Here is a 21,720-nt window from a genome sequence, read left to right as displayed (position 1 = left end):
CTCATATCGTCCTCTCAAGAAAACCCGAGGACCTTGACTATCTCTTTAGCATGCGTTAACCCCTTACTAAAGCATCAGCCTAGAATGCAAGCCCCGCCTTCACGACCGCGTAATTCACACCAGGGTTCGGATGCTTAACCCCTCCGTTGGAGTAGTGCTGAATCTTGACCGCAAGGTCCCAGCCGTTTGCCAGTACATAGCCAACTCCAATATGGTCGCCGAACTGAAAATTCGTCGAAAACTTCCTGCCGTTATTGTCGTATATGTCCGATAACATGTGCAAACCGATTCCTGCTTCGGCGTACGCTCCCTTCTTATTGTCATTTTGTAGCCGGAATACAGGAGTAATGCCAGCATCGACGATGTTTTGTTTAGCACCACTTCCTTGATAATTATTACCCTGCCAGCTTGCTAATGTGGCGTCCCAGTAACCACCGATGTGGGTTCCGTTTGATTTATACCATTGCTCATCCCAAGTCCATTGGGCTCCGGCACGAAGCATTTTTGTTTTATTCCCGGTAGCGAATTCCAGTGATGCTGAATCTGCAGCATATGTTACTGATTGCACAACAGTCAGCATAAGTCCACACAGCAAGGATTTTTTAAGCGAAAATTTCATAAAACGATGTCCTGATCAAAGGTGAAAGAAGAATTCTTAAGATATTGTATCAATTCGCTACAAATCATATCGGCGATGAGCAAAATATGCCAACACCTTGTCAATGTCATTCACTCATAACAACCTAAAACAATAAATAGTATGAACAAACCACGAATTGCATTTTTGGGCATTGGTCTGATGGGCTTACCGATGGCTACTAGACTACTCAATGCGGGATATCCCGTGGTTGTCTGGAATCGTACATCTGCCAAATGTGAGCCTTTGAGAATCTTAGGGGCAGAGATCGTTATCGCACCACAAAACGCTATGTCAACTGCCCGCGGTGATACCGATATCGTGATCAGTATGCTGGAAGCGGGTGGTGTGGTGGGGGACATTATTCGGCAAACTTTCCCCACATTAAAGGCGGGACAGATCTGGATAGATATGAGTTCTACGCAGCAACAGGAGGCACAAGAATTCAATGCCTTGTTACGAGCCAAGGGTATTATTTTTATTGATGCGCCAGTATCTGGCGGCGTTATCGGTGCAGAAGCCGGGTCTTTAGCTATTATGGCTGGCGCATATCCGGACGAATTTAGCAAAATTAAACCTGTCCTGGACGTACTGGGAAAAGCGACTTTGGTCGGATTGCCCGGTTGCGGACAGTTATCGAAGCTGTGTAATCAGTTAATCGTTGGTGGGACGATTAATATCGTTGCAGAAGCATTATTGCTGGCACAGGCCGGAGGCGCTGATCCTGTCGCAGTACGTCAAGCTTTGCGAGGTGGATTTGCAGAGAGTCGTATTTTAGAGGTACATGGGCAGCGTATGCTGGACAGGAATTTTTTGCCCGGAGGTCAAGTCAAAAGCCAGTCGAAAGATATGCGGAATATCTTACAGGCGGCACACAGCCATGACTTGCAACTACCTGTCACAGAAATGATTGCGGAAATCTATCAGCAACTTCTCACGTATCAACCTGTTGCAGATCATTCTGCCGCGATACTCGAATTGGAAAAGAAAAATCCAGGCCAGCGTCTTGGCGATCAGCCCGATATCTTGCCTACACAGATAGACGCACACTGAATATGCGCGGGGATTATCTGCCATGCTTGTAGTTCAGCGATATAGTATGGAATTAGCCAAATTAGCCAAGATGAATTATCCGCGGCAGCATATTTCCTCCACTGCTACTGAAGCACAAGCAAACATAAGAATTATCCAATGACAGTCATATCTAGAGTATCCCCGGAGTTACTTGCAATTCTGGCGCAATTAATTGCTTTCAAAACGGTTTCGCGTGATTCTAATCTCGAACTAATCGACTGGATTCAAACTTACCTTAAGCAATACGGCGTCAGTTCCAGACTGACTTATGACAGTACCGGAAAAAAAGCTAATTTATTTGCTACGGTAGGTGAAGGAAAAAAACCGGGAATTATTCTTTCTGGTCATACTGATGTGGTACCCGTTGACGGACAGGAATGGCATACCGATCCTTTTACCGCAGTGATTAATGGTGATCGCTTATATGCACGCGGTGCAGCCGACATGAAAACTTATATCGCCGCGGCGCTACATGCCATACCGCAGTACATTGCTGCGGACAGAGATCAGGCATTACATCTCGCTTTTTCCTATGACGAAGAAGTGGGATGTCTTGGCGTACGCAGCCTGATACGTGATCTGGACGAAATCGGTTTGCAGCCCGCTGCGTGTATCGTCGGTGAGCCCACCTTGATGCGGCCGGTCATCGCACACAAGGGCACACATCGTTTCCGCTGCTGTGTACGCGGTAAAGAAGCGCATTCGAGCTACACGACGCAGGGTGTTAATGCGATTGAGTATGCCTCTAAAATTGTTGTGTACATCCGAGAATTAGCTGATCGCCTAGCCTTACAAGAGGCTCGCGATGATTCTTATACGGTTCCTTACAGTACCTTGCAAACGGGTTTGATCCGCGGCGGACTCGCAACCAATATTGTGCCGAAAGATTGTGATTTTCAATTTGAGGCGCGGACATTACCCGATATGAAGGCGGACATACTGTTTGAAGAAATTCAGGAATATGCCCGCAAATTAATTCCAGAGATGGTGGCAGTAGAGCCGCTCGCACGCATCGATTTTGAATGGCTGGCCTCCGCGCCTGGTTTGCAAATGCAAGAGTCAGACGCCATCGTCCAGCTAGCAGCACAACTCTCGGGGAACGCACCTGACGGCGCTGTTTCCTATGGTACAGAAGCCGGTTTATTTCAGCAGGCAGGTATTCCGACCGTCATCTGCGGACCCGGCAGTATCGAGCAGGCACATTCGCCTAACGAATATGTGGAGCTGGCGCAGGTCGCTCAGTGCGAGCGCTTCATGCAGCGCTTATGTGATTCGTAAGCAGACAATTTCATCAAAGTTAAAAATTTAGGAATGAGTATGACCACCGCCATCGTCCGCGCCGTTTGTCCTCACGATTGCCCGGATACCTGCGCCTTGCATGTCACGGTACAAGACGGGATCGCCACCGAGGTGCGCGGAGATCCAGATCACCCGACGACGGCTGGCGTCTTGTGTACTAAAGTCGCGCGTTATACAGAGCGCACCTATCACAAAGACCGTGTACTGCATCCGTTGAAACGTATCGGCAAAAAAGGTGAAGGTCAATTTGAGCAAATTAGCTGGGACGAAGCGCTGACGACGATTGCTACAAAGCTTAAGAAAATTGCGGATCATAATCCCCTGGCCATACTGCCTTATAGCTACGCAGGCACCATGGGACTGGTGCAGGGAGATAGCATGTCGCAACGGTTTTTTCATAAAATCGGTGCGTCTTTTCTTGACCGCACAATATGTGCAACTGCTGGCGGGACAGGCTACAAATACACTTTGGGTGCTCGCATTGGCACGGATGTTGAGCAAACACAAAATGCACAATTAATTCTCATCTGGGGTGGTAATCCTATTGCGTCCAATCTGCATTTCTGGATGCGTGTACAAGAAGCAAAACGCAATGGTGCGAAGATTATTGCGATCGATCCTTACCGCTCTTTAACGGCTGAAAAATGCCATCAGCATATCGCCTTATTGCCAGGCACTGATGCGGCCTTAGTGCTGGGCATGATGCATGTCCTGATCAAAGAAGACTTGCTTGATCATGACTATATCTCAGCCTACACACTGGGCTTTGAGCAACTTAAACAGCGCGTAGCAGAGTGGACACCTGAGCGCGTCGCAGAAACTTGTGGAATCAGTGCAGAAGAGGTGACGAATCTGGCACGAGTATATGGCGAATGCGCGCAACGGGGTGAGGCCAGTATGATACGAATGAACTACGGAATGCAAAGAGTTCGTGGTGGTGGCATGGCCGTGCGCAATATCGCCTGTCTGCCAGCATTGGTCGGGGCATGGCGTCACGCTGCAGGAGGTGTGCAATTATCATTGTCGGATGCTTTTCCTAAAAATCTTGCCGGCTTACAGCGACCAGACTTATTCCCGCAATCACTGACTCCACGTACGATTAATATGAGTACGATCGGTGATGATTTATTACGCGAGACTTCTGTCAGTTTCGGCCCCAGGATTGAGGCTGTGATTGTCTATAATTCAAACCCAGTTGCCGTCGCGCCGGAATCGGATGCGGTGGCCCGGGGATTCGCCCGCGAGGATTTATTCACTGTAGTGCTTGAGCATTTTCAGACCGACACAGCAGACTATGCAGATATCGTTTTACCTGCGACAACTCAGCTTGAACATGTGGATGCGCACAGCGCCTATGGGCATTTGTACATGATGGCGAATAATGCCGCGATTGCCCCTATGGGAGAGGCAAAACCGAATACAGAAATCTTTCGTCTTCTGGCACATCACATGGGTTTTGATGACCCGTGCTTTCGTGAAAGTGATGATGAACTGGCTGCGCAAGCATTTAAGCAATCCGATGTTCGTGCTGTACATTTCGACTGGAGTTCACTGAAGAAAACGGGATGGGCGAAATTATGTGTTCCCGACGCTCCTTTTGCACAGGGCGGGTTCCTGACACCGTCCGGAAAATGTGAGTTCTATAGCGAACAAATGCAACGCGATGGTTATGATCCCTTACCCACGTATATTCCCCCTTATGAGTCGGTTGCGAGCAATCCTGTGCTTGCCGGTAAATATCCATTGGCCATGATTTCGCCGCCTGCACGCAATTTTTTGAATTCGAGTTTCGTCAATGTACAAAGTTTACGTGATACCGAAGGCGAACCGCATATAGACATCCATCCTGAAGATGCTCAGCATCGCCAGATTGCTTCTGGTGATACCGTCAGAATTTTCAATGACCGTGGTTCTTTTGTGGCACTTGCAAGAGTTACTGATAAAGCCCGGCGAGGTCTGGTGGTCGGCTTATCGATCTGGTGGAAAAAGTTTGCTTCCGATCACAAAAATGCGAATGAGCTCACCAGTCAGCGTTTAACAGACATGGGCGGCGGACCTACCTTCTACGACGTACTGGTGCAGGTCGAAAAGGACTGATCAGTGAGCCAGTGTGCTTGCAAAACGCACCGGTGGCTTAAGATTTTTTGTGCAGAACGGCGGTGAATTTGGCCAAATCACAGATTCATTCAGCGAGTCAGTTGATTGTGCGTTGCAGCAAATTAGTAGAGGATGCTTTCAAGTTGGCTGCAAAAGACTTGCCTTGGTTTATCATTGCCGATAGCATCGACTATCGGCGCAGTATATTCATGCTAGCCAGGCTAGCAGATCATTCGACCAGTTTGCCGGCGAGCAGTGCTTCGCGCATCATTGGCAGCACCGACGCTGAATAAATCAAAACAACACTCAGAGACAAGGAAAACCGTATGGACAAGTTTTGGCTGAAATCATATCCGCAAGGCGTTCCGGCAGAAATCGATTTCTCTCAATATCAATCGCTGGTGCAGGTGCTGGAAGAGTCTTTCCATAAATACTCAGCACGTAATGCCTACGCTTGCATGGATAAATTCCTGACTTACGGCGAGCTGGATACGCTGTCAAAGAAAGTCGGCGCTTGGTTGCAAAGTAAGGGGCTCCAAAAAGGTGCCCGCGTTGCGATCATGATGCCGAATGTCTTGCAATACCCGGTCGTGATGGCGGCAGTGCTGCGCGCGGGTTACACCGTCGTCAACGTCAATCCTTTGTACACACCTCGCGAATTAGAGCATCAGTTAAAAGATTCCGGCGCTGAAGCGATTTTCATTTTAGAAAATTTCGCCGTGACGCTGGAACATGTTCTGAGCAATACACCAATCAAGCATATCGTCGTCGCCACCATGGGTGATATGTTGGGAGGTGTGAAGGGCGCGATCGTCAATTTCGTTGTCCGCAATGTCAAAAAAATGGTACCGGCATTCTCGCTGCCGGGTGCGGTGCGATTTAAGCAGATGCTCGCTGAATCTAGTCGCCTGAATTTTCAGCCAGTCAATCTCGGTCACGACGATATCGCGTTCCTGCAATATACCGGCGGAACCACGGGCGTGTCGAAAGGTGCGACGCTGTCTCACCGCAATGTCATTGCCAATATTTTGCAAAACGACGCATGGTTGATGTCCGGTATGGAGAATCAGGCCAGCTCTGAGCAAAAAGTAATCGTCTGTGCTTTGCCCCTGTATCACATCTTCGCGTTGACCGTTTGCAGCTTGCTGGGTACGCGTATTGGTGCGATGAATTTGCTGATTCCGAATCCACGCGATATTCCGGGATTTATCAAAGAATTGGCAAAATATAAGGTCAATATTTTCCCGGCAGTGAACACCTTGTACAACGGTTTGCTGAATAATCCCGATTTCGCCAAACTCGATTTCTCCGGCTATGAGATTTGTAGCGGCGGCGGTATGGCAGTGCAAAAAGCAGTCGCCGACAAATGGCTGAAAACTACCGGTTGTGCAATCGCAGAAGGTTACGGCTTGTCAGAGACATCGCCAGTTGCCACCGCGAATCCGGCAAAAACTAAAGAATTTTCCGGTACGATCGGACTCCCGATCCCGTCGACTGAAATTGCGATTCTCGACGATGACGGTAATCATGTGCCTCTAGGTTCACCTGGAGAGATTGCCATCCGTGGGCCGCAAGTCATGGTCGGGTATTGGAATCGTCCTGATGAGACTGCCAAGGTAATGACTGCCGATGGATTTTTCAAATCGGGTGACGTCGGGATTATGGATTTCCGCGGCTACACCACGATTGTCGATCGTAAGAAAGATATGATCTTGGTCTCTGGCTTTAATGTATATCCGAACGAGATTGAAGGTGTGGTTGCCTTGCATCCGGGCGTGCTGGAATGCGCTTGCGTTGGCGTACCAGATGCTAACTCAGGCGAGGCAGTCAAGTTGTTTGTGGTGCGTAAAGATCCGACGCTGACGGTTGAGCAATTGATGGATTACTGCAAAGAGCAATTCACTGCTTACAAAAAACCGAAGTTCATTGAGTTTCGCCTGGAACTGCCTAAGACCAATGTAGGCAAAATTTTGCGTCGCGAATTGCGTGACGAAAAGAAAGCTGCCTGAGACGATATTCGGGGAACTTAATGTATATACTCCCCATGTATTCATTCAATATAGTGCTTAATCCGCACGTATTTATTAGGCGTTGAAAATATACTGCCATGGAGCATATATTGAGTGCAAAAAAAGGAAGGTATCTGCCTTCCTTTTTTATTTGCTACGCGCTCACTACGCCGGTTTTCCCGTCTTCAACCACAAAGCTTGTTAGCGTCGAGATACCAGAGTCCGCACGAGATACGTCGTCCAGCGCCATGAAGCGGGTTGTCATTTGTTTCGGTGTGATATCCATCAGGATAAAGCCGCGCTTATCACTACGTCCGAATTTGATATGAGGATTTTGCGCGACGTATTGGTCTGTGCGTTCTTGCGGACGTGAGCTGGACGTAATCGAGGTACCGCAAAACTCTGTTGCCAGGATCGGATTGTTTGCCGAGGCTTTACTATAAAAATCACGTTTGATGTTCGCCGCATAAAACGTATGGACGTCACCGGAAATAATCACAGGATTCGCCGGTTTATGTTTTTGCAGATCGTCTAATACACGCTGCCGTGCAAGCGGGTAGCCATCCCAGCCGTCGGTCCAGAATTTTCCATCACCTTCTTTAGCGACTGGCGTCTGGCTAGATTGTGCCATCAGAGTTTGTTGTGTCAGGACATTCCACTTGGCGCCGGAGCTGGCAAATCCCTGTGCCAGCCACTTCTCCTGTTCTTGCCCCAGCAGAGTTCTGTTTGGATCAAGCAGTTCACGACACTCGGCATTCGTGACTGAATTTGAGCCGCCCATCCCTGGTTTCGGGCAGGCATGGTGTGAGCGATACTGACGGTCATCAAGTACATGGAAACGCGCAAGCTTGCCCCAGTCATAACGCTCATAAATCCGCATATGAGCAAAGCGTCCTGCTTCACTCATGAGCGCCGTCAGATTCGGCAGGCGTACCGGCATATGCTCATAAAACGCCTGATATGCCGCTGCGCGTCGTTGCAAAAAATCGACCGATAAACGTTCATCCCTGTCGTTGCCGTAATCATTGCAGACTTCATGATCGTCCCACGTCACGATCCATGGTGCGACGTGATGCGCTGCTTGTAGATGCGGATCTGATTTGTACTGGGCATAGCGACTACGGTAGCCGGCCAGATTCATACTCTCGACATCGCGCCTGCGTGGCTTGGACGGATGACTTAAATCGTAAGGTCCCCATTCATAAATATAATCACCGAGGAAAATCACCAGATCCGGATATGCCGCAGCGATATGCCGGTGCCCTGCATATTCACCAAACTCCCAGTGCTGACAGGAGGCGACCGCCAGTCGCAAGCCAGAGGGCATGGCCTCTGCGATTGGCGCAGTGCGTGTGCGTCCTACCGGACTGATCGCCTCACCCAGCATAAAGCGGTACCAATAATTGCGTTCCGCCTGCAAGCCGGTAACATCAACGTGCACGCTATGTGCGAGCTCAGGCAAGGCGGTATGTTCCCCTCGGCCGACAATGTGATGAAAAGTCTCGTCTTCCGAGATTTCCCATCGTACTTTGTAAGGCACTGCGGGCAGCGCCATGGCATTCAATGGTTCAGGCAGCAGGCGAGTCCAGATCACCACGCTATCATGCCGGGGTGAGCCGGAAGCAACACCGAGTGTGAAGGGATAGGCCGATGACTTATCTGCGGCAAAACTGGGTAGCTGATACGCCGATGCCGCAAGCACAGCAAGGCGTAAAGACTGCTGTAGAGATTGTTGTAAAAACTGCCGTCGTTGCATAGTAGTCAGTGCAGGCCGCACGTAATAAATTATTCGGAATATAGACAGGTGATGCTGCACTGGCGCGATGGCATTTTTATATCATGAATCTTGTCATTGCTTTTGTCATCTTGCAGTATGGTGAAGATGCACCATTCAGATCAGCATGAAATGGAATGCTGTGGAGCAGGCTCAAAATCAACTTAAAATCGGCTCAGATAGCGTCTAACGGCGGAATCGGACGAGGTTTTCTGTCCTCGCCTGTTGCGACATAAGTTAATGTCGCTTCAGTTACTTTGACGGTACTCGCCTGCAGGCGATTACGCTCTGCATAAACTTCGACAGACACGGTGATCGAGGTATTGCCGACTTTAACAACTTCTGCATAAAACGACAGTAAATCACCCACAAAAACAGGTTGTTTAAACAAAAATGAATTCACCGCAATCGTCGCAACACGGCCATTGGCGCGGCGCGCGGCAGGGATTGCTCCAGCGATATCGACCTGCGCCATGATCCATCCGCCAAATACGTCACCGTGAACATTCGCATCGGCGGGCATCGGCATGACACGCAATTGCGGCATGCCGGCAGGGAGGGTGTTTTTCATCTGGTCAGACATGGTATTTCCTTTCAAAGATACAATTCGCTTAGATAATTTCAGCAAATCATAAACCATATCCCTACTTACCTTAGGCAATTCTATGCGCCGTAACTCATCTGCCGATGCTCCTGCCTCTGCAAATTCAGCGCCATCACCTCGCGGCGATTGGTCTACTGTTAAAACTTTATTACCGTATTTGTGGGCATATAAATGGCGCGTCTCGCTGGCGTTATTGTTTCTGGTTGGCGCCAAACTTGCCAGTGTGGGCGTACCGCTCGTGTTGAAGCAATTGATCGATAGCATGTCGATCAGTCCTCAGCATCCGGCGGCATTGATGGTGTTACCAGTCGGGATTTTGATTGGCTATGGCGCTTTGCGTTTGTCGACCACGTTATTCACCGAGTTGCGTGAATTTGTTTTTGCTAAGGTCACTCAGCGTGCAGTACGGACAATTGCGCTAAAGGTATTCCGGCACTTGCATGCCTTATCGCTGCGTTTTCATCTGAACCGCCAGACCGGTGGTATGACACGTGATATCGAGCGCGGCACCCGCGGTATTTCATCGCTGGTGTCGTATGCCCTGTTCAGTATTTTTCCGACGTTGCTTGAGATTACGCTGGTATTGATTTATCTCTCAACGCATTACGATATCTGGTTCTCTGTGATCACTCTGGTGGCGCTCGTGACCTACATTACGTTCACGATTGCGGTGACTGAATGGCGGACGCATTTTCGTCGCACCATGAACGAACTCGATTCTAAAGCGAGTACCAAGGCGATCGATTCGCTACTGAATTATGAGACAGTTAAATACTTTGGTAATGAAGAATACGAAGCGCAACGTTATGACGAAGGCCTGCAAAAATTTGAATTCGCCGCAGTCAAATCTCAGTCCAGTTTATCCTTGCTAAATACGGGGCAGTCGCTGATTATTGCGACGGCAGTCACACTGATTTTATGGCGTGCGACGCAAGGCGTGATCGCCGGAACCATGAGTCTGGGCGACCTGGTACTGGTGAACACGTTTATGATTCAGCTCTATATTCCCTTGAATTTTCTTGGCGTTCTTTACCGCGAAATTAAACAAAGCCTGGCAGATATGGAGAAGCTGTTTTCTTTGCTGGATCAGCATAAGGAGATTGCCGATACGGCAGACGCGGTGCCTCTCAGCGTGGATCATAGCAAGGGCGGATCGATTCAGTTTGCGCATGTCGATTTCAGCTATGAAAGTAAGCGGCAGATTTTATTTGATGTCGATTTTACGATCGCTGCCGGTACCACGACGGCGGTTGTCGGGCATAGCGGATCGGGTAAATCTACCCTATCGCGTTTGCTGTTTCGCTTCTACGATATTCAGGGTGGCGCCATTCGGATTGACGGCCAGGATATTCGCGCGATTACTCAACATTCACTGCGCAATGCCATCGGTATCGTGCCACAGGATACGGTGTTGTTCAATGACAGTATTGAATACAACATTGCCTACGGTAAGCCGGGTGCGACCAGAGATGAGGTCGTCGCTGCGGCACGGGCCGCTTATATTCACGATTTTATTGAAAGCTTGCCGGATGGGTACGCAAGCACCGTCGGTGAGCGCGGTTTGAAATTGTCCGGCGGCGAAAAACAGCGCGTCGCGATTGCCAGAACTTTATTAAAGAATCCTTCCATCCTGATTTTTGATGAGGCAACGTCGGCGCTCGACTCCAAGTCTGAGCAAATGATACAAGCGCAAATCAAAGAGATTGCCAAGACTAGAACCAGTCTGGTGATTGCTCATCGTCTATCCACCATTGTCGACGCGGAACAGATTCTGGTGATGGATAAAGGGCGCATCATTGAACGTGGTACGCATCAGCAGTTACTAATGCTAAATGGTGCGTACACACAAATGTGGGAACGACAACAAAATCGCAGTGATGAACGAGCAGATGACTTCGATGACTCTGATGTTGAAGTGAGTGCGGCGTATTGCACTGCAGATTGAATAGCAAGATGAATGGCCAGAATCTCTTAGTACAAGATCAATTGTATTGATGCAAGGAATGTGCGGCACAAAGATTGCTTTATAGAATTTAGCTTTTCTGATGAAATTGCCAGTACGATGTAAAGTATTTGAAATTCTTGAAATTTCAAAATTTTATTCGTCCTGTCCAGTCCTACTATCAGGAAGAATTATTCTTACAATCTGCCTCTCTATTCAGGAGCAACGATGAAAGTCTTGTCACAAAAACTAATTGGCCTCGCTGTAGTTTTGTTGGTCAGCGCCTGTAGTCGTCAGGTCGAAGTCAAAATCGGTGTTGTTGCGCCGATGACGGGCAATCTCGCTCATAACGGTAAAAGTATTGCCGGCGGTGCGCAAATCGCCGTCGATGAATTAAATGAGGAGGGCATCTACATCCAGGGTAAGCGTGCCCATTTCTCCCTGATGATAGAAGACGATAAAGCGAATCCGGAAGACGGTAAAGCTGCTGCGCAGCGTCTGGTTGATGCCGGTGTCGTCGCTGTGTATGGGCACTTTAATTCCGGTGTGACGATTCCCGCCGCGCCGATTTATGCCAAAGCAGGCATCCCGCAAATGTCAGCCTCAACCAACCCCCAATACACGCGGATGGGTATTCCCAGTGCGTTCCGTATTGGTGCGGATGATATCGAGCAGGGCACAACATTGGGGCGTATCGCAGTCGATAAGCTAAAAGCAAAAACGGTGTTCGTGGTCGATGATGCATCATTGTTTGGACTCGGTCTGGCAGCAGAAGTATTAAAGGTTCTGGAATCAAAAAAAATCGTCCCGGGTAAGGAGTCGGTCAATCCACTGACGGTCGACTATCCGCAGCTTGTGAAAAAAATCAGTGACAGCAAATCGGATGTGGTGATCTACGGCGGTGATGAGCCGGTTGGTTTGGGATTGCTGAAGGCCATGCGCGCCGCAGGTATCACTGCGAAATTCGTGACCGGTGATTCCATGTGCGATGCCGCAATTATCAAGTCAGCAGCTGGTAATGCGGATCGTGGCTACTTTTGTACGGTTGCCGGGGTACCGCCATCCTGGTTGTCTGGCGGCGCTGCCTTCATGCAGAAGTATCGTGCCAAATTCGGTGAGCCGGGCGCGATGTCGCCGATCTCTTACGATGGTATTCACGTGTATGCGCAGGCGATGCAGAGAGCCGGTTCTATCGATCCTAAAGTCTTTGTGCCAGAAATGAAGAAAACCTCTTTCGATGGCAAAATCCAGGGTACGATAGAGTTTGATGCCAAAGGCGATCTGAAAGACGGCACCGTCGTGATCTATGAGTCGGTTGGCGGTAGCTTGACTGAGCAAACGAATATCTTCTAAGCACTCGTAGTACCATAAAATAAGCGTCAAACTGTGTGGATATCCCGCACAAGTTGACGCTTTTTTTTCGTGCTGCGATTATCATGGCGAAATGGAAACCAAATGGCTGGAAGACTTCGTCTCTTTAGCTGAAACCAATAGTTTCAGCCGCTCTGCTGAATTGCGTCATGTCACGCAACCAGCGTTCTCGCGTCGCATACAATCGCTGGAGGCGTGGCTTGGCAGCGACCTGATTGACCGCACCTCATATCCGACCCGCTTAACACATGCGGGCGAGGTATTTTACGAGCAAGCGATTGCCATGCTCGGGCAGATCAATAACGCCCGTGCTTTATTGCGGGGCAAGCGCACCACTACCCAGACCACTGTCGACTTCGCGGTACCCCATACTTTATCGCTGACCTACGTGCCAAAGTGGCTGACCGAACTTGAGTCAGCCTTTGGCGAGATCAACAGCCGCCTGCTTGCGCTGAATGTGCATGATGCCGTGATGAGCTTGGTCGAGGGCGGTTGCGATCTGCTGCTCTGCTACCACCACCCGCGCCAGCCTTTGCTGCTGGATGCCAGTCAGTACGACATGATCAGTATGGGAACTGAGGCCTTGCGCGCTTATGCCCGTTGCGATAAATCCGGTAAGTCCGAGTTGCTTTTGCCAGGCTCAGAAAAATCACCTTTACCATTTTTAGCCTACGCCAATAACGCGTATCTGGGACGGATGGTCGATCTGATTCTGAATGATGCCCGTATTCCTTTGCATCTCGATAAGTGCTATGAAACCGATATGGCCGAGGGGTTAAAAATGATGGCGCTCGAGGGTCGTGGCGTCGCATTTTTACCTGAATCTGCAGTGACGCGCGAACTAAAACAAAAGCAGCTGGCGCGTGCTGACGGCCACTCCAGCGCATGGGAAGTTGAGATGGAAATTCGTCTGTATCGCGAGCGTCCATCGGTGCAGCGGCCCGGCAAGGCAATCGTCTCCCGCTTGTGGGAGTATCTGGAGCAACTGCATTCACCGCATGCCAGTACCGCAGTCAAGAGTGGCAAAAAAGAACGCCGCAAGCCCGCATGAGTGCCATCCGGTGCAAAGTGTTGTGGTGATTTGTCCCGAATAAGTCACTGTAAATTTGACTTAAATTGTCCTAAGCTATTCCTCAGTGTGGCTGAGTTTCGTCGCTAATATGGTTGATGCTGATCTGATGCCGGTATATGAAAAAAGCGGTGGGTTTTTTTCTGCAAGTCTGTAGCGAAATCAGGGTGAAATATATCTATGCATTTGTTGCATACATACATGCAAACAAAGCATTGGCGATAAAATGGCCTGTTGTCCTACTATGCATCACCTCATTGGTCACCAATGGTCGTCAACATAGTTAACTTACACAGGAAGGAGACATACCATGTCCAGCCATCACCAAATACCCTCTTATCTTACCCCGCATGAGACAGGTCCTTGGTCAGTTTATCTAGAGCAAATCGATCGTGTTACGCCTTACCTCGGCCATCTGTCCCGCTGGGTAGAGACGCTGAAGCGTCCTAAGCGTATTTTGATTGTTGACGTGCCTATCGAGCGTGACGACGGCAGCATTTCTCATTTTGAAGGCTATCGTGTACAGCACAATACATCACGCGGCCCTGGTAAAGGCGGCGTGCGTTTCCATCAGGATGTGACACTGTCAGAAGTGATGGCTCTGTCTGCCTGGATGACCATAAAAAATTCCGCAGTCAATGTGCCATACGGCGGTGCCAAAGGCGGTATCCGCGTTGATCCAAAAACTTTATCGCGTGGCGAACTGATGCGCATGACGCGTCGTTATACCTCCGAGATCGGCATCATTATTGGCCCGGACAAGGATATTCCTGCACCGGACGTCAACACCAATGAGCAGACCATGGCATGGATGATGGATACCTATTCCATGAACGAAGGCCGCACAGCAACTGGTGTCGTGACAGGTAAGCCAATTTCACTCGGCGGCAGCCTGGGCCGTCGCGAAGCAACGGGACGCGGTGTTTTTGTCGTCGGTTGCGAAGCCGCAGCAAAACGTGGCCTGAATATTGCTGGAGCAAAGATTGCCGTACAAGGTTTTGGTAACGTCGGCGGCATCGCAGCGCGCCTGTTCTCTGAGGCCGGTGCTAAAGTCGTCGCGGTACAAGATCATGGCGGTACGATTTTCCACTCCAACGGACTTGATGCGCATAAATTGCTCGAACATGTCGCAGCCAATGGCAGTGTGGCGGGCTTTAGTGGTGCAGAAGCCGTGATCCCGAACGATGAGTTCTGGTCAGTGGATTGCGATATTTTGATCCCTGCTGCGCTGGAACAGCAAATCACGGAAAAGAATGCCAACAAGATTCGCGCCAAAATTATTCTCGAAGGTGCGAATGGTCCAACCACACCAGAAGCGGATGATATTTTGAGCGACAAAGGTGTGTTGGTTGTGCCGGACGTAATCGCAAATGCGGGTGGCGTGACTGTGTCGTATTTTGAATGGGTACAGGATTTTTCCAGTTATTTCTGGAGCGAAGATGAAATCAATCAGCGTCTGACTCGTATTATGAAAGAGGCATTTAACTCGGTCTGGCATGTGACTGAAGATAAGAAAGTTTCTTTGCGGACGGCAGCCTTCATCATCGGTTGTTCGCGCGTATTGCAAGCACGTGAAGTTCGCGGTCTGTATCCATAAGACCAGCGCAGAGTTTAAAGCCTGATTAACCGGTGTTTGATTAACATTACTGAGCGCCGTAGTTTTATGCAAGGCTCGACGCTTTAGTGTATCTTCCAGTGCCTTAGAGCAACGGTAAGAGAAATACATCCATCAATGCAAACGCATCGATGGATGTATTGTTTTATTTAAAGTGCTGTTTCCTTACCATGAAAAAACAGTCAGCACGCATTTAAAACAGAATAAAAGTTTGTGAAAATAGAATATTTCAATATAAAAGATCGCGTAAATGTATTTACCATTCTAAAATTCGGGCGCAAGCCATCGTCGTCTCACCTGGGGAATGATTATGAAAGCTAAGTTCTGGATCGTACAAATAGCGGCGCTGAGCGGCTTGGCGAGTTTCATGTCTGCTGCCCAGGCGATTGATACACTGGCCCGTATCAAAGAAACGCAGACCATCACGATTGCCCACAGAGAAGCGTCTTTTCCATTTTCGTATTTATCCGAAAGCAAAAAACCAATCGGTTATTCCGTCGACATTTGTCAAAAAATTGTCGATGCGCTCAAGAAGGAATTAAAGAGCCCGCAACTAACCGTGAATTATCTGCTGGTTACAGCAAGCACACGTATTCCAAGCATCGCAGAGGGTAAGGCGGATCTTGAGTGTGGCTCTACGACCAATAATGCTGAGCGACGCAAACAGGTCGCGTTCACGATCCCACATTTTTTTGCGACTGCGCGAATGCTGGTTCGTGCCGATTCCGGGATCACCAACTGGACTGACCTGAAAGACAAAAAAGTCGTCACCACCAAAGGAACAACCTCAGTCAAACTCTTGAATGACCGGGATAAAGTGCGCTCGCTGGGGTTGAAACTGGTTGAGGGTAATGACCATAATAATTCCTTTGCCATGGTTGAATCTTTTCAGGCAGACGCCTTTACGATGGATGACGTATTACTGTATGGTTTTCGCGCCAACTCTAAAGAGCCAGCGAAGTTCGCCATCGTCGGAGACTCTTTATCTACTGAGCCTTACGCCATCATGTTGCGTAAAGATGATCCCGCATTTAAATCCTTTGTCGACCGTGAAATTTCGCGCATGATGGGCGATGGTGAAATCAATAAACTCTATACCAAATGGTTTCAGCAGCCGGTTCCGCCTAAGGGCGCTAACCTGAATATGCCGATGGGTTTTTTATTGCGTGACACGATACGCTTTCCCTCAGACAAGGTCGCGGATTAGTTAGACGCTGTTATCGAGAAATAAGAGTTAATTTCTCGATTTTATCGATGTATTTACGTAGTTATACGTATCGCTTAAGCCAAAAAAAGACAGTGTCATTTGGTCGATTTTGGTAAACTCAGCAGGTGACTTTTTGTCGTAAATCTTTTGACGTAACTTTTGGAGATGGTATGAAATTAACGAATATGTTCGCTTTCCTGATTGCTGCCGGCGTGATTGCAGGTGCAGCACAGGCGCAAGAAACTGGCACACTGAAAAAGATTAAAGATACTGGCACGATCACACTTGGTGTACGTGATTCCTCCATTCCATTTTCTTACCTCGACGACAAACAGTCGTATCAAGGTTACTCCATCGATCTGTGCATGAAAATCGTCACAGCGGTGCAAAAACAATTGGGCTTATCCAGCCTGAACGTGAAATTAAATCCGGTGACATCGGCAACCCGTATCCCGCTGATGGCGAACGGTACCGTTGATCTGGAGTGCGGTTCCACAACGAACAATATGGAACGTCAAAAGCAAGTCTCGTTTGCGCCGACTACATTTGTGACAGCCAATCGGTTGTTGTCCAAAAAATCCTCAAACGTAAAAACTCTGGCGGACCTGAAAGGCAAATCCGTTGTCTCTACTTCAGGCACATCCAACCTGAAACAATTGACGACATTGAACGCCGATCAAAATCTGGGCATCAATATTTTGCCAGCGAAAGATCATGCCGAAGCCTTCCTGATGGTAGAAACCGGTCGTGCGGTGGCGTTCGTGATGGATGATATTTTGCTGGCATCACTGGCTGCCAATTCTAAATCTCCGGCTGATTACGAGATCAGTAAAGAAGCTTTGTCCGTTGAGCCATACGGCATCATGCTGCGCAAGGACGATGCTCCTTTCAAAGCCGCTGTTGATAAAGCGATTTCGAACGTACTGACTTCCGGCGACATCAACCGCATCTACCACAAATGGTTCTTGCAACCGATCCCGCCAAAAGGTATCGCTTTGAACTGGCCTATGTCAGATCAATTCAAAGCGGTCGTTGCTAAGCCAACTGATTCTGGTGAGCCATCTGCTTATGCCGCGGTACCAGAGGCGCAAAAAGCTGTATTGAAAAAGAAAAAATAAGTCATTAAAAAATTGAAATAAGCCAGCGCACAACGGGAGGCACGCCTCCCGTTTTGTTTAAAGTGACAGCGATATGCTGCATGCAGGCAACGCGCATGGATTTCGAGTAAAGGGACGGAGATGAATTACAACTGGAATTGGAATATCTTTTGGGAGGCTGCGCCGGATGGCGGCGGCACCTATCTGGATGCGCTGATTTCTGGCTTGCTATGGACTTTAGCAACGGCCGGATTAGCGTGGGTTATTGCCTTGGTATTGGGCGCGGTGATTGGTACCATCCGTACCGCACCGAATAAATGGGCTGCACGTTTTGCCAATGGCTATGTCGAATTATTCAGGAACATTCCCTTGTTGGTGCAAATGTTCCTGTGGTATTTCGTGATGCCGGAGCTGGTGCCTGCGAGTATGGGTAACTGGTTAAAGTCTTTGCCAAATGCGCCTTTTATTACTGCTGTTTTAAGTCTGGGATTTTTTACCTCTGCACGCGTAGCGGTACAGGTATCTGCAGGCATTAATGCGTTGCCACGCGGTCAGAAAATGGCAGGCACAGCATTGGGACTGACTTTGCCGCAGACCTATCGTTATGTTTTATTGCCGATGGCCTTCCGCATTATTATTCCTGCATTGACCAATGAACTGGCGGCGATTATCAAAAACAGTTCTGTCGCATTGACCATCGGTCTGATGGAACTGACGGCGAGTGCACGGTCTATGCAAGAGTTTTCTTTTCAGGTGTTTGAGGCATTTACGGCTGCGACTCTGATTTATCTGATGGTCTCTGTGATTGCGATCGTCTTGTCGAATGTGCTTGAGAAAAAACTGACTGTGCCAGGATTTATTACGTCCGGCTCGGCGAATGCGGGAGGGCACTAATCATGTTGAGTAATTTTGATTTTGATGTCATTCAGCGTTCCTGGTTGTACCTGTTCAAGACAGGTATGTCCTTCACTCTGGAACTGACTTTCCTTGCGATGACTGGCGGAATTGTTCTCGGCACTTTGCTGGCGATGATGCGTTTGTCCAGCATTAAAGCGGTCAAAGTATTTGCGACCACCTATGTCAATATCATGCGTTCTATTCCGCTGGTACTGGTGATTTTCTGGTTCTACTTTCTTGTACCTTATATCGGCGCATGGATTATCGGTGCGAACGAGCCTGTGCAAGTCGGTGCGTTCTCTTCGTGCCTGATTACCTTTGTGATGTTTGAAGCTGCTTACTATTGCGAAATCATGCGTTCGGGTATTCAATCGATTCCACGAGGTCAAATCTGGGCGGGTTATGCGATCGGGATGAACTACTGGCAAACCATGGGCAATATTGTTTTGCCGCAGGCTTTCCGTAACATGATTCCGGTATTGCTGACACAAACCATCGTCTTGTTCCAGGACGTGTCGCTGGTTTATGTGCTGTCGATTACTGACTTTGTCGGTGCTGCATCCAAAGTTGCGCAGCGTGATGGCCGCTTGGTTGAAATGTATTCTTTCGTCGCTGTCGTATATTTTATTTTGTGTTTTGCCTTGTCTTCTCTGGTGAAGAAATTGCAGACCAAATTTGCGATTATCCGATAAAGAGATGACGGCATAGTTCATCCGCTACTAGTTAACACATTTGAGAAAGGCATCCGCGATCAGCATCGTGGATGCACCGGAGAATAGAATGATTAAATTAAATAATGTCAGCAAATGGTATGGTCAGTTTCAGGTTCTGACGGACTGCACTACCGAAGTGTCGAAGGGTGAAGTTGTAGTAGTTTGCGGACCGTCCGGTTCTGGTAAATCTACTCTGATTAAAACGGTCAACGGTCTTGAACCTTTTCAAAAAGGGGACATCACTGTGGATGGTATTTCTGTCGGCGACCCAAAAACTAACTTGTCCAAATTACGTGCCCGTATTGGTATGGTATTTCAGAATTTTGAATTATTCCCGCACTTGTCGATCCGTCAGAATCTGACCATCGGTCAGGTGAAAGTGCTTGGTCGCAGCGAAGACGAAGCGACTGAAAAAGGCTTGAAATACCTCGACCGTGTCGGCCTGCTTGCGCACAAAGATAAATTCCCGGGTCAGCTTTCTGGTGGTCAGCAACAGCGTGTAGCGATTGCTCGTGCATTGTCCATGGATCCAATCGCGATGTTGTTCGACGAACCGACGTCTGCCTTGGATCCGGAAATGATCAATGAAGTGCTGGACGTGATGGTGGGTCTCGCACAAGAAGGCATGACCATGATGGTAGTGACGCATGAAATGGGTTTCGCGAAAAAAGTGGCGAACCGTATTGTGTTCATGGACAAGGGCTTGATCGTCGAAGATTGTGCCAAGGATGAATTCTTTAATGCGGCGCGTTCTGAGCGTGCACGTGATTTCCTTGCCAAGATTATTCATTAAACTAGGTCACTGTCAGTATTGCACTGCTTGCATTATCAAGTTCGTCACCAAGTTCTGTAATTCAGTTCGATAGTGGCATACCACAACCTCAGCTTCGCGAACCATCTGCGGGGCTGAGGAACGCAATTCCCGGGACTGTTCCGGCCATGCCGGACGCTATCGCCTGAGTTACTGTCAGTGCTGAAAATCAATATACTCCCCCTATTTTTATATAAAACAGGCACTATTCCGCAGGTTTTATATAGGCATTAAAAATATACTGGGGTAGGGTATCTATCATCCTATAGGTGCTGAGGCAAAAAAGGTAAAATGATGCTTACTTGAAAAAGCGAGCCGCCATGACCTCTCAGATTACTCAGCAAACCTCACCGACCTCCCGTAACGCCGGGCAGTATCCGCAGCAGATTACCCTCACTCGTCCAGACGACTGGCATTTGCATTTGCGCGATGGTGCCGCACTTGCCAGCGTCTTGCCTGACACTGCGCGTCAATTTGCGCGTGCGATTGTGATGCCAAATCTGAAGCCGCCTGTGACCACGACAGAGCAGGCTGCGGCTTATCGCCAGCGTATTCTGGCTGCTTTACCTGCGGGAATGCAGTTTGAGCCGCTCATGACTTTATATCTGACCGACAATACGCCGCCGGATGAAATCCGTCGTGCCAAAGACAGTGGTTTTGTGCATGCCGTGAAGCTGTATCCGGCTGGTGCGACGACGAATTCCGATGCCGGTGTGACGGACCTGATCAAGTGCTACAAGACCTTGGAAACGATGCAAGAAGTCGGCATGCCGTTTCTGGTTCATGGTGAGGTTACGAATCCTGAGATCGATTTATTTGATCGCGAAGCCGTATTCATTGATCGCGTATTGCAACCCTTGCGCCGCGATATGCCTGAGCTGAAAGTGGTTTTCGAGCACATCACTACGACGGAAGCCGCGCAATACGTTGCCAGTGCCTCCGGCCCGATTGCCGCCACGATTACGGCGCATCATTTGCTGTATAACCGGAACGAGATTTTTAAAGGCGGTATTCGCCCGCATTACTATTGTTTGCCTGTACTGAAGCGCGAGACACACCGCCTGTCTTTGCTGCAGGCGGCGACTTCAGGTAGCGCCCGTTTTTTCCTGGGAACGGATTCGGCGCCGCATGCCAAAGGACTGAAAGAGCACGCCTGCGGTTGTGCCGGTTGCTACACGGCGCTACATGCGATGGAACTCTACACGGAGGCGTTCGATCAGGCTGGTGCATTGGATCAATTGGAAGCCTTCGCCAGTTTCAATGGCCCTGATTTTTATCAGTTACCACGCAATACTGGCAAGATTACATTGACGCGCGAGGACTGGACTTTGCCCGCTGAATTGCCTTTCGTTGACACGACGATTGTGCCATTGAACGGTGGTGAAACTATTCATTGGAAAATGCAGGCCATTGCAGAATCTCAAGTTTGAGTCCTTCAGGTTTGAAAGCCTCAAATTTGAAATTTCCAAATCTGCTATTCCTGAATTCGATTGTATGTGTATGG

The 21,720-nt window shown here is 48.9% G+C and carries 18 protein-coding genes; 15 read left to right on the top strand and 3 right to left on the bottom strand.

What is annotated here, in order from left to right:
• Positions 1-79: 79 nt before the first annotated feature.
• A complete protein-coding gene (locus tag ACO0K3_RS07050) occupies positions 80-619 on the bottom strand; it encodes an acyloxyacyl hydrolase (RefSeq protein ID WP_422983156.1) in 540 nt (179 codons plus the stop codon).
• Between the two features lie 141 nt (positions 620-760).
• Between ACO0K3_RS07050 and ACO0K3_RS07045 the strand changes: the two genes are divergently transcribed.
• From ACO0K3_RS07045 to ACO0K3_RS07025, 5 genes are all read left to right on the top strand, one after another.
• Positions 761-1,690 carry an NAD(P)-dependent oxidoreductase gene (locus ACO0K3_RS07045; protein ID WP_422983154.1) on the top strand — a complete coding sequence of 310 codons (930 nt, stop codon included), beginning with the start codon at positions 761-763 and terminating at the stop codon, positions 1,688-1,690.
• A gap of 138 nt (positions 1,691-1,828) precedes the next feature.
• Positions 1,829-2,989 (top strand): acetylornithine deacetylase, encoded by a 1,161-nt coding sequence (argE, locus tag ACO0K3_RS07040; RefSeq protein WP_422983152.1) that lies wholly within the window; start codon positions 1,829-1,831, stop codon positions 2,987-2,989.
• 39 nt (positions 2,990-3,028) lie between these two features.
• Positions 3,029-5,107: a molybdopterin-containing oxidoreductase family protein gene (locus tag ACO0K3_RS07035; protein WP_422983150.1), complete on the top strand. Its 2,079-nt coding sequence runs from the start codon at positions 3,029-3,031 to the stop codon at positions 5,105-5,107.
• A gap of 68 nt (positions 5,108-5,175) precedes the next feature.
• Entirely contained in the window at positions 5,176-5,400 is a 225-nt protein-coding gene (locus ACO0K3_RS07030) for a hypothetical protein (protein WP_422983148.1), read from the top strand.
• Between the two features lie 33 nt (positions 5,401-5,433).
• Positions 5,434-7,116 (top strand): long-chain fatty acid--CoA ligase, encoded by a 1,683-nt coding sequence (locus ACO0K3_RS07025; protein ID WP_422983146.1) that lies wholly within the window; start codon positions 5,434-5,436, stop codon positions 7,114-7,116.
• A 154-nt stretch (positions 7,117-7,270) separates the two neighbouring features.
• Here ACO0K3_RS07025 and ACO0K3_RS07020 read toward each other — a convergent pair whose 3' ends face one another.
• Positions 7,271-8,872: an alkaline phosphatase D family protein gene (locus ACO0K3_RS07020; RefSeq protein WP_422983144.1), complete on the bottom strand. Its 1,602-nt coding sequence runs from the start codon at positions 8,870-8,872 to the stop codon at positions 7,271-7,273.
• Positions 8,873-9,065: 193 nt separating this feature from the next.
• Complete coding sequence (locus tag ACO0K3_RS07015) at positions 9,066-9,473, bottom strand: acyl-CoA thioesterase (protein WP_422955845.1); 408 nt, start codon at positions 9,471-9,473, stop codon at positions 9,066-9,068.
• Between the two features lie 82 nt (positions 9,474-9,555).
• On the opposite strand from ACO0K3_RS07015, the gene ACO0K3_RS07010 reads away from it, so the two are divergent.
• The 10 genes from ACO0K3_RS07010 (at position 9,556) to pyrC (ending at position 21,646) form a co-directional block, all read left to right on the top strand.
• On the top strand, positions 9,556-11,439 hold the full coding sequence (locus ACO0K3_RS07010) for an ABCB family ABC transporter ATP-binding protein/permease (protein WP_422983142.1): 1,884 nt from the start codon (positions 9,556-9,558) through the stop codon (positions 11,437-11,439).
• Between the two features lie 225 nt (positions 11,440-11,664).
• Positions 11,665-12,789 (top strand): branched-chain amino acid ABC transporter substrate-binding protein, encoded by a 1,125-nt coding sequence (locus ACO0K3_RS07005; protein WP_422983140.1) that lies wholly within the window; start codon positions 11,665-11,667, stop codon positions 12,787-12,789.
• 91 nt (positions 12,790-12,880) lie between these two features.
• Complete coding sequence (locus tag ACO0K3_RS07000; RefSeq protein WP_422960484.1) at positions 12,881-13,858, top strand: LysR family transcriptional regulator; 978 nt, start codon at positions 12,881-12,883, stop codon at positions 13,856-13,858.
• Between the two features lie 328 nt (positions 13,859-14,186).
• On the top strand, positions 14,187-15,473 hold the full coding sequence (locus ACO0K3_RS06995) for a Glu/Leu/Phe/Val family dehydrogenase (protein WP_422960485.1): 1,287 nt from the start codon (positions 14,187-14,189) through the stop codon (positions 15,471-15,473).
• A 328-nt stretch (positions 15,474-15,801) separates the two neighbouring features.
• Entirely contained in the window at positions 15,802-16,698 is an 897-nt protein-coding gene (locus ACO0K3_RS06990; protein ID WP_422983138.1) for an amino acid ABC transporter substrate-binding protein, read from the top strand.
• Between the two features lie 170 nt (positions 16,699-16,868).
• The gene (locus ACO0K3_RS06985) at positions 16,869-17,816 is read left to right on the top strand and encodes an amino acid ABC transporter substrate-binding protein (RefSeq protein ID WP_422960487.1); all 948 of its coding nucleotides are present in this window, start codon (positions 16,869-16,871) and stop codon (positions 17,814-17,816) included.
• 120 nt (positions 17,817-17,936) lie between these two features.
• Positions 17,937-18,689 carry an amino acid ABC transporter permease gene (locus ACO0K3_RS06980; RefSeq protein ID WP_422955838.1) on the top strand — a complete coding sequence of 251 codons (753 nt, stop codon included), beginning with the start codon at positions 17,937-17,939 and terminating at the stop codon, positions 18,687-18,689.
• A gap of 2 nt (positions 18,690-18,691) precedes the next feature.
• Positions 18,692-19,384, top strand: coding sequence for an amino acid ABC transporter permease (locus tag ACO0K3_RS06975; RefSeq protein WP_422960488.1), 693 nt, complete (start codon positions 18,692-18,694; stop codon positions 19,382-19,384).
• An 88-nt stretch (positions 19,385-19,472) separates the two neighbouring features.
• Positions 19,473-20,198 carry an amino acid ABC transporter ATP-binding protein gene (locus ACO0K3_RS06970; RefSeq protein WP_422960489.1) on the top strand — a complete coding sequence of 242 codons (726 nt, stop codon included), beginning with the start codon at positions 19,473-19,475 and terminating at the stop codon, positions 20,196-20,198.
• A 338-nt stretch (positions 20,199-20,536) separates the two neighbouring features.
• The gene (gene pyrC, locus ACO0K3_RS06965) at positions 20,537-21,646 is read left to right on the top strand and encodes a dihydroorotase (protein ID WP_422983136.1); all 1,110 of its coding nucleotides are present in this window, start codon (positions 20,537-20,539) and stop codon (positions 21,644-21,646) included.
• The last annotated feature ends 74 nt before the right edge of the window (positions 21,647-21,720 follow it).

Source organism: Undibacterium sp. Rencai35W (assembly GCF_049340185.1).
In the GTDB taxonomy this organism is placed as follows: domain Bacteria; phylum Pseudomonadota; class Gammaproteobacteria; order Burkholderiales; family Burkholderiaceae_D; genus Undibacterium.
Note: the sequence above shows the minus strand (reverse complement) of the source record. Positions and strands in the feature narration are given on the sequence as shown.

Excerpts from the sequence above, each read along its gene's own strand:
- ACO0K3_RS07050 (WP_422983156.1), bottom strand. The coding sequence starts at position 619 with ATGAAATTTTCGCTTAAAAAATCCTTGCTGTGTGGACTTATGCTGACT.
- ACO0K3_RS07045 (WP_422983154.1), top strand. The coding sequence starts at position 761 with ATGAACAAACCACGAATTGCATTTTTGGGCATTGGTCTGATGGGCTTA.
- argE (WP_422983152.1), top strand. The coding sequence starts at position 1,829 with ATGACAGTCATATCTAGAGTATCCCCGGAGTTACTTGCAATTCTGGCG.
- ACO0K3_RS07035 (WP_422983150.1), top strand. The coding sequence starts at position 3,029 with ATGACCACCGCCATCGTCCGCGCCGTTTGTCCTCACGATTGCCCGGAT.
- ACO0K3_RS07025 (WP_422983146.1), top strand. The coding sequence starts at position 5,434 with ATGGACAAGTTTTGGCTGAAATCATATCCGCAAGGCGTTCCGGCAGAA.
- ACO0K3_RS07020 (WP_422983144.1), bottom strand. The coding sequence starts at position 8,872 with ATGCAACGACGGCAGTTTTTACAACAATCTCTACAGCAGTCTTTACGC.
- ACO0K3_RS07015 (WP_422955845.1), bottom strand. The coding sequence starts at position 9,473 with ATGTCTGACCAGATGAAAAACACCCTCCCTGCCGGCATGCCGCAATTG.
- ACO0K3_RS07010 (WP_422983142.1), top strand. The coding sequence starts at position 9,556 with ATGCGCCGTAACTCATCTGCCGATGCTCCTGCCTCTGCAAATTCAGCG.
- ACO0K3_RS07005 (WP_422983140.1), top strand. The coding sequence starts at position 11,665 with ATGAAAGTCTTGTCACAAAAACTAATTGGCCTCGCTGTAGTTTTGTTG.
- ACO0K3_RS07000 (WP_422960484.1), top strand. The coding sequence starts at position 12,881 with ATGGAAACCAAATGGCTGGAAGACTTCGTCTCTTTAGCTGAAACCAAT.
- ACO0K3_RS06995 (WP_422960485.1), top strand. The coding sequence starts at position 14,187 with ATGTCCAGCCATCACCAAATACCCTCTTATCTTACCCCGCATGAGACA.
- ACO0K3_RS06990 (WP_422983138.1), top strand. The coding sequence starts at position 15,802 with ATGAAAGCTAAGTTCTGGATCGTACAAATAGCGGCGCTGAGCGGCTTG.
- ACO0K3_RS06985 (WP_422960487.1), top strand. The coding sequence starts at position 16,869 with ATGAAATTAACGAATATGTTCGCTTTCCTGATTGCTGCCGGCGTGATT.
- ACO0K3_RS06980 (WP_422955838.1), top strand. The coding sequence starts at position 17,937 with ATGAATTACAACTGGAATTGGAATATCTTTTGGGAGGCTGCGCCGGAT.
- ACO0K3_RS06975 (WP_422960488.1), top strand. The coding sequence starts at position 18,692 with ATGTTGAGTAATTTTGATTTTGATGTCATTCAGCGTTCCTGGTTGTAC.
- ACO0K3_RS06970 (WP_422960489.1), top strand. The coding sequence starts at position 19,473 with ATGATTAAATTAAATAATGTCAGCAAATGGTATGGTCAGTTTCAGGTT.
- pyrC (WP_422983136.1), top strand. The coding sequence starts at position 20,537 with ATGACCTCTCAGATTACTCAGCAAACCTCACCGACCTCCCGTAACGCC.